Genomic DNA, 13,867 nt, shown 5'->3' with positions numbered 1-13,867 from the left:
AACCACAGCGATACCCGGAGGTATCGCGAGGATTTGCAACGCAGCCCTGGCCGAAAAGACACGGTTTGCAGTGCCAGATAGCGTGCAACACCACACTAGAGCCCTGTTTCACAAGTCCCGCCACCAAGAACCATGGCCATCGCCCAGTACATCAAGGAAATCGGACGCGGCGCGCGCGGCGCCAAGCCGCTGTCGCGCGAGCAGGCTGCCGACCTGTTCGGCCAGGTGCTGGACGGTGCCGTGACCGACCTGGAGATCGGCGCCTTCTGCCTGGCCATGCGCATCAAGGGTGAGACCTCCGAAGAGATGTGCGGCTTTCTGGATGCCACGCACCAGCGCCTGGCACTGTTGCCCGCCACCGACCGCCCACTCATCGTGCTGCCCAGCTACAACGGCGCACGCAAGCTGCCGGTGCTGACGCCGCTGCTGGCACTGCTGCTGGCGCGCGAGGGTCTGCCGGTGCTGCTGCACGGCATGCGCACCGAGGCGCGGCGGGTTTTGGCATCGGATGTGCTTGATGCGCTAGAAGTGCCTGCCCTCATAGCTCCTGAAAAAATAGCAAATGGCACGGTGCGCCATATCCACACCCAGCACCTGCACGCGGGGCTGGCGCGCCTGCTGGCCGTGCGCGAGGTGGTGGGTCTGCGCAACCCGGGGCACAGCGTGGTCAAGCTGATGAGCCCTTGCGCGGGGCCGTCGGTGGTGGTCACCGCATACACCCACCCCGAATATTTCGAGATGCTGCAGACCACCTTCCGCACTCTGGGCATGAACGCCTTGCTCTCGCGCGGGCTGGAGGGAGAGGTCGCTACCGACCCACGCCGCACGCCGCGCTACGACAGTTTTGAGCGCGGTGAGCACACGCTGCTGGAGGCGCAGCAACCGGGCACGGCCAGCGAGGTGCCGGGCCTGCCCGTCGAGATCGATGTGGCCACCACGGCCACCTACACACGCCAGGTGCTGGCGGGCGAGTTGCCGATTCCACCCGCCATCAAGCGGCAGGTGGAACACATCTTGCACGTTGCTGGTCAAACTGCTTCGGAGACATCCCCATGACCCGCCCCACGCCTTCCACCACGCCGCCCACGACCCCACCGCACCTGGGCACCGGCGGCCGTTGCACGCTGGTGGGCGCAGGCCCGGGTGACCCGGAGCTGCTCACCCTCAAGGCGCTCAAGGCCATCCAGGCGGCCACGGTGCTGCTGGTGGATGACCTGGTGAGCGATGCCATCGTGGCCCATGCCTCGCCCACGGCGCGCATCGTCTATGTGGGCAAGCGCGGCGGCTGCAAGAGCACACCCCAGGCCTTCATCGAAAAGCTGATGCTGATGGCCGTGAACGAAGGCGAGAACGTGGTGCGCCTCAAGGGCGGCGACCCGTTCATCTTTGGCCGGGGCGGCGAAGAGGTGGAGCACCTGCGTGCCGCCGGCGTGCAGGTCACCGTCCTCAACGGCATCACTGCGGGCCTTGCCGGGCTGACATCGCTGGGCGCACCACTCACGCACCGCGAGCATGCGCATGGCGTGGTGTTTGTCACCGGCCACGCCAAGCCCGGCGACGCGGGCACTGACTGGCGCCAACTGGCCGCCACGGCGCGCGACGCCAAGCTCACGCTGGTTATCTACATGGGCGTGAGCGGCGCCGCCACCATCGAGCAGGAACTGCTCACGGGCCTGCCCGCCGATACGCCTGTGGCCGTCATCCAGCACGCCAGCCTGCCGCACCAGCGGCATGCCATCACCACACTGGGTTCACTGCACGCCACCATCACCCGCGAAGGGCTGGCCAGCCCTTCGGTGATCGTGGTGGGCGATGTGGTGCGCGGTGTTGCGCTGGCTGTGCAGGACGCGGGAGCAGCGCCGTTGCAGGCCCGGCGCGCGGGCTGAACGCACACAACGACCTCCACAATTCCACCGGCCCGATTGCTCGCTGCGCAGGTCGGTCATTCACTGTGCACGGGCGCAAAACAAGGCGCTCCAAGGCGTGCCTACGCGCTGCGCCGTCGCGTGTTTCATTCAGCACGGCGTCCCTTCACACAGCACCGCATTGGGTCACGCCCCTGCATGCACATTGGCCCGGGTATTGCTTGAAAGCATGCATCTGAATGCAACCCGCACAAGGAGCACCATGGCAGCCTTTCCCCTCCCTGCACGCACTTCCAGCCTGCCCACGCTGTTGTCTTCCACTCAGGCTCCCTCGCGCGACGCGGGCATGTCACTCGTCAACCTGGCGGCGCGCCAGCGCATGCTGTCTCAGCGCATGGTGCTGCAGACCGTGCTGGCCGCACGCGGCAGCGACCTGCACCTGAAGGCCGCGCGCAGCTCGCTCACCCTGTTCACCGACAGCCAGGCACGGCTGGTGGACACGCCGCGCCACCTGGATGCCACCAGTGCCGAGATCATCCGCAAGGCCTACCACGGCCCCCAGGGTGTGGGCGCCACCATCGACGCGTTTGCGCAGCAGGTCGGCACAGCGCTGGACCTGGCCGAGCGCCAGAGCCCGCGCGTGGAAGACGCACTGGCCCGCCTCGTTGAAACCACCGACGGCGTGCTCGACGCCCTCAACACCGCCACTACGGCGTTCGACCAGGTGAGCAAGGCGCAGTCCGAAACCTTGATGAAAGAGCTGGCGGGCATCGTGGCCTCGATCCAGACCGTGGCGCGCGAGGCCAAGGTGGTCAGCTTCAACGCCCAGGTGATGGCGGCGCGTGCCGGACAGCACGGGCGCGAGTTTGCAGTGGTGGCCAATGTGTTGTCGGGCATCACCAACGAGATCGATGGCCTGTCGCTGCAGGCCGTATCACTGGCCGGTCGCAGCCGCAGCGCGGCCTGAGCGGCTGAGCGTGGGGGAGAAAAGGACAAGGCCCGGAGCGATGGGCCAAGGGCCTTCAATGGCGTCCATTCAAGGCGCCCACTCAAAGCGTTATTGCCCGGCGGTTTCGCGCACCTGCTGGAACCGCTGCGCCAGCTCCTTGCGCAGCGTCTTGCGCATCAACGCAGCGTCCCAGCGGCGGCGCTCGTCGGGGGTGGAGGGCGTCAGTGGCGGCACCTGCACGGGCTTGCGCGCCTCGTCCACGGCCACCATGGTGAAGAAGCAGCTGTTGACGTGCCGCACCACCTGCGAACGGATCTCTTCGGCCACCACCTTGATGCCGACTTCCATCGACGAGCTGCCCGTGTAGTTCACGCTGGCCAGAAAGGTCACCAGCTCGCCCACATGGATGGGCTGCAAGAACATCACCTGGTCCACGCTCAGCGTCACGGTGTAGCAGCCCGAATAGCGGCTGGCGCACGAGTACGCCACCTGGTCCAGCAGCTTGAGGATGGCGCCGCCGTGCACGTTGCCCGAAAAGTTGGCCATGTCGGGCGACATGAGCACGGTCATGCTCAGTTGGTGTGAAGGGATGTTCATGCAGCGATTTTAGAAAGCCATGCGCGCTGCGTCGCGTGCAAGTTGAGCCCCTGGCACTGCGGGTGGCGGCTTCGCTACACTCGCGCAGCACCTGCAGACCGGGTGCGAGGAGGAACCGATGATCGAACTAGAAAAACTCAACGAATTCACCGAAAGCCATGGCGCATTACGCACCGGCAAGGGACTGGTGTCGGGCGTGATTGCGCTCACGCTGGCCATCCTGTGCTTTTTGGGCGTGCTGGCCTTTCACTTTCCCGAGTACCTCACCACGCCACAGCTGCGCAAGAGCTACGACGTGACGGTGATCCGCAACATCATGCTGGTAGCCATGGCGATTGCGGGCGGCATCTCGCTGGTCAACATTGTGTTCAACCGCGCCCGCTGGCTGGCCACCTTTGCGTTTGCCATCGTGGCGATCACCGCGCTGCTGGGCGGCCACAAGGTGGAGGTGGACCCCAACTTCCCCGACAACACGCCGTACATCGGCCTCGACTGGTTCATCCTCGACCTGCTGGGCAGCTCGCTGATCTTCATTTTCATCGAGAAGCTGTTCGCGCTGCGCAAGGACCAGCCCATCTTCCGCGCCGAGTGGCAGACGGACTTTCACCACTTCATCGTCAACCACATGGTGGTGGGCTTTGTGCTGTTGGCCACCAACCTCATCGTGCACAAGTTCTTTGGCTGGGCGGCCAGCGACGGCATTCGCGGCTGGGTGCAGGGCCTGAACTTCTGGGTGGCGCTGTTCCTCATCATCCTGGTGGCCGACCTGGTGCAGTACTGGACGCACCGCGCCTACCACGAGGTGCCCCTGCTGTGGCGCCTTCACGCCGTGCACCACAGCGTCAAAAGCATGGACTGGATGGCGGGCTCGCGCCAGCACATCCTGGAGCTGCTGATCACCCGCACGCTGGTGCTGGCCCCCATCTATGTGCTGGGCTTCAGCAAGGAAGTGATCGATGCGTACATCGTGGTGGTGGGCTTCCAGGCGGTGTTCAACCACGCCAATGTGAGCGTGCGCCTGGGGCCGCTGCGCTACGTGCTGGTCACGCCCAACTTCCACCACTGGCACCACAGCCAGGACCAGGAGGCGCTGGACAAGAACTACGCCGCGCACTTCGCGTTTCTGGACTACCTGTTTGGCACTGCCGTGAAAAGCACCAAGCTCTGGCCCGAGCACTACGGCGTGCTGGGCGACTACGTGCCCAACGGCTTTGTGAAGCAGTTCAAGTTTCCGTTCACCTGGAAGGGGTGAGGGCTCCTCATTGACTGAGACGCTGTCTCAGGGCATCGCCGCCAGCTCTCGCTCAAGCACCCGCAGTTGCTCGCGCAAAGCCTCAGTCCGTTCCTCACACGCGGCCTTGGCATCGGCGGCCTTTTCCGCGCCCTCCTGCACAAACTGGTTGCCTGCCGGCAGGTTGCCACGCCGCAGGGGGCCCGCCGTGGCCACGGCGCCCGGCGGGGCCGTGCATTCACGCTGGTTGCGCTCGACGGCGGCGCGGGCCTGCGGGATGCCGTGGGTCTGCAGGTAGTTCTTGCGCTGCCAGGTGGGGCCAAATACGCCCTCACCCACGGGTACTGCTGCGGGCGGCACCGGGGTGGCGCCACGGGTAGTGGGGCGCACGTCGATCTTCTCGCCATCCCCCACACAGGGTGCGTCCTGGAACGACACCTTGCCGTTGGCATCCGTGCATTTGTTGATGGCCCACGCCGGGGACAGGCAGCCCAGCGCCAGGGCACAGAGGGCGTAGCGGATCAGAGTCATGGTGTCTTCCTTGGCAGGTCCATGCCGCATGCTACCGCGATGCGAGGAGCGGCCGGCAGGCAACGCCGAGTGCAGAGGCAGGCAGCGCCGCTGGAGGTAGGCACCTGTCCCTAACATGACGCCTCCCCGGTACAAACCCGGTGCGCACGCTGCGTGCTGCCCTCCTACCATCGCCGCTCGCTGGGGCCGCTGTGGCCCGTTCTGAGCAGGAGACACCGCGTGATGACCACCCCGAATGTGAATGTTGAGCCCGCCGAGCAGCGGCAGCCCCTGGCGCGCCGCCGCAGCCTGGTCTTGGCGCTGGCGGGTGGCGCCGCCCTGGCCAGCCTTCCCGCGCGCGCACAGTCCACTGCAGGCGGCAAGGGAGACATCCTCATCGGCCGATCTACCGCGCTGTCTGGCGGCATGGCGCCGTTCCTGTCGCCCATCCACGAGGGGCAGGAGGCCGCTGTGGAGGACGCCAATGCCAAGGGCGGCATCGGCGGCCGCAAGATCCGGCTGGTGTCGCTGGACGATGGTTTTGACGCCCGCCGTGCGCTGGACAACGCCAAACAGCTGAGCGAAAAGGACGGGGTACTGGCGCTGTTTGGTGTGGCCGGAACCTCTCAGGTCATGACGCTGCTGCCCTACCTGGCGCAGGCCAAGCTGCCACTGATCTCGGTGTACACGGGCAGCCCTGCCGTGCGCGCGCAGCAGCACCCCTACCTCTTCACCACCCGCGCCAGCTATGCCGACGAGCTGGTGAAGATCGTGCGCAACCTGGTGGCCGTGCAGACCTCGCGCATCGCCGTGGCCTACGAAAACAACGACTTCGGCAAGCTGCTGCTGCCCTTGGTGGAAAAGACGATTGCCGCCGAGGGTGCTGCGCTGGCTGGCTCGCACGCACTGGCCTCTTCGGGTGAAGACGCGAACGATGCTGCCAAAGCCCTGGCCACACAAAAGCCGCAGGCCGTGCTGCTGGTGGCGGCAGGCCCATCCGTGGTGGCATATGTGCGGGCCAACCGCGCGCACCTCGGCGTGCCCATCTACACCTTGTCGCTGGGCGCAGGCAGCGCCGTGCTCAAGGCGCTGGGCGACGACGCGCGTGGCCTGGCCGTGGCGCGCACCGGCCCGTCCCCCACCAAGCCCACCATTGCGCTCACGCGCGACTTCCAGGCCTCCATGAAGCGCCACGACAAGCCGGCGGACTACGACCGCTATACCGGCTACATGGACGCACGCGTGCTCATCGAAGGCCTGCGTGCTGCGGGCCCCGGTGTCACACGCGCCAGCCTGGTCACGGCCATAGAGGGCCTGGGCAACCTGGACCTGGGCGGCTTCAGCTACCAGTTCAGCCCGCAGAACCATCATGGGTCCAACTACGTGGACATTGCGGTGGTGGGCACGGGCGGGGTGTACCGGCAGTGAGAGCCACAATTCGCTGGTGGCTTCGGCGCCAGCGGGGTCTGCAAGACATCGCACACAGCGTGGCCGTGCCGCAGTGACCACCACAGCGCCACGCAAAGGCATCACCCCTGCTACCGGGTGCAGCGGACTGCATCCCACCCGGTGCGTTGTGCCGCCAGAACAACAAAAACCCGCACCTTGGGGCCATATCTGCCACGTTTTTGCGAATAGTTCGCATTTGTATTTAAAATTTTACAAATTCCAGCCAGCCGTGCATCCCGTCGGAGGATGCGTTGCCAGCCAGCCTGCCAACGCATTTCCCCCAGGAGCCCTCTCATGCACGCACCCCGCAGACACCTTGTCTGTGCCCTCCATCCGCTGGCGGTGGCCGCCTTCCTCGCAGCCAACCTAGCGGGCACCGCCAGTGCCCAGACCACCGCCGGGTCACCCGCAGATACCACCGAGACCTCCCCTGCAGGCGCCACCAGCACCGACCAGGTGGTGGAGCCCAAGGCGCTGGACAGCGTCACCGTGTCGGGCGCGCGCGAGAGCGCGTCCACCCGCCTTCAGCTCACACCGCGTGAAACGCCGCAGTCCGTCAGCACGGTGACGCGCGCGCAGATCGAGCGCCAGTCGCTCACCAGCATCGACAGCGTGCTGCGCAACGTGAACGGCATTGCCGTGAGCTTCTACGACACGCAGCGCCCGCTGTACTACGCGCGCGGCTTCCAGATCACCGACTTCCAGACCGACGGCCTGCCCAGCTACAGCAGCAGCACCAACCAGGAGTTCGACACCGCGCTGTACGAGCGCATCGACATCGTGCGCGGTGCCAACGGCATCCAGACCGGCGTGGGCGTGCCCTCGGCCACCATCAACATGATCCGCAAGCGCCCGCAGCGCGAGTTCGCCGCGTCTGTAGCGCTCACCGCCGGGTCGTGGAACCTGTACCGGGGCGAGCTGGACATCAATGCACCGCTCAACAGCGACGGCAGCGTGCGCAGCCGCCTGGTCGTAGCCCCGCAGAAGAAAGAGAGCTTCCGCGACCGCTACTCCGAGGACAAGACCGCCCTGCTGGCTGCGGTGGAAGCCGACATCGGCCCATCCACCGTGGTGTCGGTGGGCTACCAGCGCCAGTCCAACGACCCCAAGGCGCCGATCTGGGGCACCATCCCGCGTTTTGCCACCACGGGCGTGCCCATCGACCTGCCGATCTCCACCAGCTTCTCGCCATCGTGGACACGGTGGGAGCGCACCTCCGGCACGCTGTACGCCACGCTGGACCACCAGATCAACGACGACTGGAGCCTGAAGGCCGCACTGAACCACACCAAGGGCGACACCTTCCGCCTGAGCACCTACGGCTATGGCACCACCACCAGCCAGGCCCCCTTCATCAACCCGGTGACTGGCGCAGGCACGACCCTGTATGCCTCCGTGAGCGGCGGCAGCGAAACGCAGGACACGGTGGACGCCTACCTGTCGGGCAAGTTCGAACTGGGCGGCCGCAAGCACGACCTGGTGGTGGGCATGAGCTCCACCCGCACCGCCACGCGCACCGATGGCTACACCTCGGTGGCGGGCTGGAGCTACGTGATCCCCAACATCTACACCTGGGATGGCAACGCGCCCGCGCCCACGTATTCCAAGACCGGCGCCTGGCGCACACAGATCACGCAGCAGACGGGCCTGTTCGCCTCGGCACGCTGGCGCTTGGCCGACCCGCTGTCGGTGCTCACCGGCCTGCGGCTGACCGACTGGCACCGCCACTCCGACACCTATGGCACCACGGGCGCCTATTCGGGCCGCTCAGCCATTCAGGACGAGAACCGCAAGGTCACGCCATTCATCGGCGCCGTGTACGACATCACACCCACGCTGTCGGCCTACGCCAGCTACGCGCGCATCTTCAACCCGCAGAACTACAAGGACCGCAACAACAATCCGCTGTCGCCCGTCATCGGCAGCAATGCCGAGGCCGGCCTCAAGGCCGAGCTGTTCGAGCGCCGCATCCAGGCCCACTTTGCGGTGTTCCAGACGAAGCAAGACAACTTCGGCATTCGCGACAGCGCCATCACCACGCCGCTGCCCGACGGCACCCTGCCCTACGTGGCCGTGAATGGCACGAAGTCCACCGGCTTCGAGCTGGAGTTTGCGGGCATGGCCACCCGGCAGTGGCGTGTGAGCGCGGGCCTGACCCGCGCCAAGGTCACGCGTGCCCCGACCGACCTGATCTACGCCAACATGCCCGACTACCTGCTGCAACTGGGCACGGACTACCAGCTGTCGGGCGCGCTGGCGCCGCTGTCGGTGGGCGGCAACCTGACCTGGCAAAGCGCCATCGAGGGCTTCAACATCCCGCACCCCAGCGGCACGGTGACGGTAAAACAGTCGCCCAAGGCCATCCTCAACCTGCGCGCATCCTGGCAGTTCAACCCCAAGGTCAGCGCCACGCTGGCGGTGAACAACGTGACCAACCAGAAGTACTGGGCCAACCTGGACTACGGCAACTATGCGGACCCGCGCAACCTGAGCGTGACGCTGCGCGTAGCGTTCTGACCGGCCGACTAGCAACACAAGAGGGAGAGAGGGGGCGACCGGGGCTTGCGCCGCAGCGGCATCGCGCCGTGCGGAGCAGGCCCCGGGGCAGCCGGGGGACAATCACGCCTTTGTCCCTTTTGATGCCTTCCCGTGTCCCTCCCATTTTTTGACGCCATCATCATCGGCGCCGGCGCTGCCGGCCTGTTCTGCGCGGGCCAGGCGGGCCAGCGGGGGCTGAAGGTCTTGCTCATCGACCATGCGGACAAGGTGGCCGAGAAGATCCGCATCTCGGGCGGCGGGCGCTGCAACTTCACCAACCGCGACCTGGACCCAGCCGCGCCGCACAAGCACTTTGTGGGGCAGAACCCGCAGTTCTGCCGCTCGGCGCTGTCGCGCTACACACCCGCCGACTTCATCGCGCTGGTGCAAAAGCACGGCATCCCGTTTCACGAAAAGCACAAGGGCCAGCTGTTTGCCGACCGCTCGGCCGAGGACATCATCGCCATGCTGCTGGCCGAGTGCGAGGCGGGCGGCGTGACCCGCTGGCAGCCCTGTGGCGTCAAAAAAATAGACTTTTTGGCCTCAAGCGCTAGTGAATCATGCCGTGGCAGCTATCAAATTGATACCGATCGCGGTCCGGTGTCGGCGGGTGCGCTGGTCATTGCCACGGGCGGCCTGTCCATCCCCAAGATCGGTGCCACCGACTTGGGCTACCGACTCGCCCAGCAGTTCAACATCCCGCTCGTCGAGCGCAAGCCGGGCTTGGTGCCGCTGACCTTTGACGGCGCGGGCTGGGCGCCGTATGCACAACTGGCAGGGCTGGCGCTGCCGGTGCAGATCAGCACGGGTGCCAAGAAAGCCCGCATGGCGTTTGACGAAGACCTGCTGTTCACCCACCGGGGCCTGTCGGGCCCGGCGGTGTTGCAGATCTCCAGCTACTGGCAGGAGGGCACGCCGCTGGCCATCAACCTCGCGCCCACGGTGGACCTGCCCGCCGCGCTGGCGCAGGGCAAGGCCCGCTCGCGCAAGCTGGTGGCCAACGAGCTGGCCACGCTGGTCCCAAGCCGCCTGGCCGACGCCTGGGCCAGCCGCGAGGCCGACTGGCAGCGGCCTATCAACGAGGCATCGGACAAGGCCCTGGCGCGCCTGGCCGAGCAGCTGGCGCGCTGGGAGCTGACGCCCACGGGCACCGAGGGCTACAAGAAGGCCGAGGTGACGCTGGGCGGCGTGGACACCAAGGCGCTGTCGCAGCAGACCATGGAGTGCAAGGCCCAGCTGGGGCTGTACTTCATTGGCGAGGTGGTGGATGTGACAGGCTGGCTGGGCGGCTACAACTTTCAATGGGCCTGGGCCAGCGCATATGCCTGCGCGCAGGCGCTGCCACTGCCGCAGGCAGAGCCTGCTGGCGCTGCGCATTGACGGCCCCGTAAAAGTCCATCAGGCCAGCACAGCGGCCTCCCGCACCGGCGCGCCCGAGGGCTGGTGCTGGCAGGCCCAGGCCTCCAGCTCCGGCACGGGCAGCGGCCGGCTGAAGTGGTAGCCCTGCAGCTCCTCGCAATCCAGTGCACTCAGCACCTGGGCCGTGGCCAGGTCTTCCACGCCCTCGGCCACGATGCGCAGGCCTAGTGTGTGGCCCAGCGCGATGATGGCGCGGGTGATGGCCATGTCGGCAGGGTTGGCGAGCATGTCGCGCACAAAGGATTTGTCCACCTTGAGGCGGTCGATGTCAAAGCGCTTGAGGTAGGCCAGGCTGGAATACCCGGTGCCGAAGTCGTCGATGGACAGTTGCACACCCAGCGCCTTGAGCGCCGCCAGTTGCTGCTCGGCCGCATGGGCGTTGTCCATCAGCTGGGATTCGGTGATCTCCAGCTCCAGCCGGTGCGCGGGCATGCCGGTGCGCAGCAGCAGTGCCTCGATGTCGGTGACCAGCGCGGGGTCGGACATCTGCGCGGCCGATAGGTTGACCGAGATCGACACCCGCGCCAACGGGTGAGGCGATGCGGCATCGCCCACGCCCGCATCCAGCACCAGTTGTTGCCAGCGCACCCATTGCTCGCAGGCCTGTTGCAGCACCCAGCTGCCAATGGCGCGGATCATGCCGGTCTCCTCGGCGATGGGGATGAACTCGCTGGGCGGTATGGAGCCCAGCACCGGGCTGGTCCAGCGCAGCAGTGCCTCCACGCCCAGCAGCTGGGTACCCTGGGCGCTCAGACGGGGCTGGTAGTGCAGGCTCAGCTCGTTGCGCTCCAGCGCGCGGCGCAGTTGCTGCTCCATGGTCTGGCGGGCCACCGCGCGCTGGTCGGTCTCCATCGAATAGAACAGCGCCATGTCGCGGCCGGTGGTCTTGGCCTCGTACATGGCGGCGTCGGCGCGGCGCATGAGTTCATCGATGTCGCTGCCGTCCTCGGGGTACACGGCAATGCCCACGCTGCAGGACACATTCAGCTCATGCCCCTCCACCGGGTGGCTCTGACGGATGAGCGGGATCAGCCGCCGCTCCACCAGCTGCTGCACGTCCTCGCGCCCGGCCACGTCGCGCATCACCACCACAAACTCGTCGCCGCCCAGGCGGCTCACGGTGTCGCGGCTGCGCACGGCCTGCGTGAGGCGCGCGGCCACAGAGCGCAGCAGGCCGTCGCCAATGTGGTGGCCCAGCGTGTCGTTGATGGCCTTGAAGCGGTCCAGGTCGATGAACAGCACCGCGACCTTTTCGCCGGTAATGGGGGCCTGCGCCAGCGCCATCTGCAGGCGCTGCACGCACAGTGACCGGTTGGGCAGCTCGGTGAGCACGTCGTGGTGCGCCAGGAACTGGATGCGCTCCTCATTGAGCTTGCGGTCGGTGATGTCGATGGCGATGCCGATGTGGTTGGCCACCGCACCGCCCTTGCCCTCGCGCACGGCCGACACCATGAGCCAAGCCGGGTAGGTCTCGCCCGAGCGGCGGCGAAACCGCACCTCGCCCTGCCACGACTCCTTGTCGAGCATGGTGCGCTGGATCTGTGCGGACAGCGGCTCGGTGCCCGACTCTTCCAGCAGAAAGCCCAGGTCCTCGCCAATGACCTCGTAAAAGTCGTAGTGCGTGCTGCGGCAGAACGCCTTGTTCACGCTGATGATCTGCTGCTCGGCGTTCATGATGATGATGCCCTCGGACGAGGCCTCGAACACCTTGGCCCACAGCTCCAGGCGCTGCTCCATCACCTTGAGCACGTTGATGGGCGTGAAGGCGGTGAGCACCGAGTCGCGCCCCTGGAACTGCAGGCGCCGTGCCGACAGCACGGCCCACGAGGGCTCGGGGCTGCCCTTCCAGCGCACTTCAAATTCATCGACCGAGCCCTGGTCCGCCAGGCGCTGGAAGAACCGCGCGCGCACGCCGGGCTCCAGCCCCACGGCCCAGGGGTCGGTCTTGCGGCCACCCAGCCAGTGGGCGGCGGGTGCGTTGGAGTGCAGCACCTCGTGCTCGGGGATGGACGTGACCACCATGGGGATGGGGAAGGCCTCCACCAGCTCGCGCTGCGCCTCCGCCGCGCGGGCGCTGGCGGCCAGCTCTTGCTGCAGCAGGCGGTCGCGGTCGAGCTGCGACAGCATCTCGTTGAACGCGGTGACCAGGCGGCCGATTTCGTCGCGGCTGTTCCACTGCGCGCGCAGCGAGTGGTCGCCGCTCTTGCGCACCTCGTCGGCCACACGGGCCAGTTGCTGCAGCGGCTTGGCGATCTGGCGCGCGACCAGGGTAACGAGCGAAAGGATGCAACCCAGCAGCACCAGCGCCGTGCCCAGGTGCAGCCACATGCGGGCAAACAGGCTGTCGGCGCGCTGGTTCAGCAACCGCTCCAGGTCCACAATGCCCACCGACCAGGCATCGCGCAGCGCGCCCAGCACGAGGGCCTCCTGCACACCCACTTGCGCCACCGTCAGGCGCGACTCGCCCGATGCAATGCCCTGCAGCAAGGCCTGAAAGCCCTCCTGCGCCGCCTTGAGCGCCTCACGCTGGCGCACCAGCGCGGCCCGCATCTCGGGCGAGCCCGCGATGAACGCCTGGTTGTAGTCCGACTCGATGCCCAGCATCACCGCATCCAGCCGCCCCACCAGCGTCAGCAGCTCGGACGACCACTGCGGCCCGCGCCGCGATGGCGCCGCGTTCAGGAAGCTGACGGTGTCATGCACCGCCTGCAGCAACTCGGGAAACCGCAACACCACCAGCGACATCACGTAGTAGCTGTCCAGGTCCGGGTCCAGGATGAGGTTGGACTGGTTGCCCACGGTGGTGAGCAGCTCGCGGCCCTCGCGCAGCAACTGGCTGCGCTGGCGGGTGAGCGTCTGCGGATCGACGGTGGGCGAGCCCCCCGGGGGCGGCCCCGCCAGCTGCTGCAGCGCCACGCCAAACCGCTGGGCGACATCGGCGGTGCGCAGCTGCTCGTCGTGGGCTGCGCGCACGGCCTCCAGCCGGGTGAGCACGTCGGCCACCAGCGGCGGTTGCTGCGACGCGTCCAGAAACTGCCCCATCAGCCCGTCGCGCACCACCGCTGCATAGGTCGTGCCCACCACTTCCTTGCGCGTGAAGTCGATCGCCAGGTACTTTTCGTGGATCAGGATGCTGGAGACGTAGATCACCGCCGTCAGGTCCAGCAGATAGATGAGCATGAGCTTGCGGCCCACACTGAGCCGGCCCAGCCAACCCGATACGCGGTGCATGAATGCCATGGTGTCTGCGGCGGGGCCGCCCGGGCGGATGGCCAGGGCTCCCCACCGGTGAATAGGAGTGTTACAACA

At 66.8% G+C, this 13,867-nt stretch carries 10 protein-coding genes; 7 read left to right on the top strand and 3 right to left on the bottom strand.

Translation table 11 applies throughout. The features are described 5' to 3' along the window. Nucleotides 1–132: 132 nt before the first annotated feature. The 3 genes from ybiB to ACODSM_RS08320 all read left to right on the top strand — a co-directional run bounded on the left by ybiB (nt 133) and on the right by ACODSM_RS08320 (nt 2,832). The gene (gene ybiB / locus ACODSM_RS08330) at nt 133–1,056 is read left to right on the top strand and encodes a DNA-binding protein YbiB (protein ID WP_488804941.1); all 924 of its coding nucleotides are present in this window, start codon (nt 133–135) and stop codon (nt 1,054–1,056) included. Continuing rightward, entirely contained in the window at nt 1,053–1,886 is an 834-nt protein-coding gene (cobA, locus tag ACODSM_RS08325; protein ID WP_488804940.1) for a uroporphyrinogen-III C-methyltransferase, read from the top strand. Before ybiB ends, cobA begins: the two co-directional genes overlap by 4 nt. Nucleotides 1,887–2,127: 241 nt before the next feature. Further along, nucleotides 2,128–2,832 carry a methyl-accepting chemotaxis protein gene (locus ACODSM_RS08320; protein WP_488804939.1) on the top strand — a complete coding sequence of 235 codons (705 nt, stop codon included), beginning with the start codon at nt 2,128–2,130 and terminating at the stop codon, nt 2,830–2,832. Nucleotides 2,833–2,922: 90 nt separating this feature from the next. Here the strand turns inward: ACODSM_RS08320 and ACODSM_RS08315 are convergent, their stop codons facing one another. Beyond that, a complete protein-coding gene (locus ACODSM_RS08315) occupies nt 2,923–3,411 on the bottom strand; it encodes an acyl-CoA thioesterase (protein WP_015015165.1) in 489 nt (162 codons plus the stop codon). Between the two features lie 118 nt (nt 3,412–3,529). On the opposite strand from ACODSM_RS08315, the gene ACODSM_RS08310 reads away from it, so the two are divergent. Then, a complete protein-coding gene (locus ACODSM_RS08310; protein WP_015015166.1) occupies nt 3,530–4,663 on the top strand; it encodes a sterol desaturase family protein in 1,134 nt (377 codons plus the stop codon). A gap of 27 nt (nt 4,664–4,690) precedes the next feature. Here the strand turns inward: ACODSM_RS08310 and ACODSM_RS08305 are convergent, their stop codons facing one another. Next, a complete protein-coding gene (locus ACODSM_RS08305) occupies nt 4,691–5,173 on the bottom strand; it encodes a DUF4124 domain-containing protein (protein WP_488804938.1) in 483 nt (160 codons plus the stop codon). Nucleotides 5,174–5,395: 222 nt separating this feature from the next. Here ACODSM_RS08305 and ACODSM_RS08300 point away from each other — a divergent pair, with 222 nt between their 5' ends. The 3 genes from ACODSM_RS08300 (at nt 5,396) to ACODSM_RS08290 (ending at nt 10,519) form a co-directional block, all read left to right on the top strand. Further along, on the top strand, nt 5,396–6,580 hold the full coding sequence (locus ACODSM_RS08300) for an ABC transporter substrate-binding protein (RefSeq protein ID WP_488804937.1): 1,185 nt from the start codon (nt 5,396–5,398) through the stop codon (nt 6,578–6,580). 315 nt (nt 6,581–6,895) lie between these two features. Then, on the top strand, nt 6,896–9,118 hold the full coding sequence (locus ACODSM_RS08295; RefSeq protein WP_488804936.1) for a TonB-dependent siderophore receptor: 2,223 nt from the start codon (nt 6,896–6,898) through the stop codon (nt 9,116–9,118). Nucleotides 9,119–9,250: 132 nt separating this feature from the next. Further along, nucleotides 9,251–10,519 carry a BaiN/RdsA family NAD(P)/FAD-dependent oxidoreductase gene (locus ACODSM_RS08290; RefSeq protein ID WP_488804935.1) on the top strand — a complete coding sequence of 423 codons (1,269 nt, stop codon included), beginning with the start codon at nt 9,251–9,253 and terminating at the stop codon, nt 10,517–10,519. A gap of 18 nt (nt 10,520–10,537) precedes the next feature. Here the strand turns inward: ACODSM_RS08290 and ACODSM_RS08285 are convergent, their stop codons facing one another. Then, entirely contained in the window at nt 10,538–13,798 is a 3,261-nt protein-coding gene (locus ACODSM_RS08285) for an EAL domain-containing protein (RefSeq protein WP_488804934.1), read from the bottom strand. Nucleotides 13,799–13,867 lie beyond the last annotated feature (69 nt).

The organism is Acidovorax sp. FG42 (assembly GCF_057809195.1).
The sequence above is the reverse complement of the archived record's forward strand: the minus strand, read 5'-3'. Positions and strand labels throughout refer to the sequence as shown.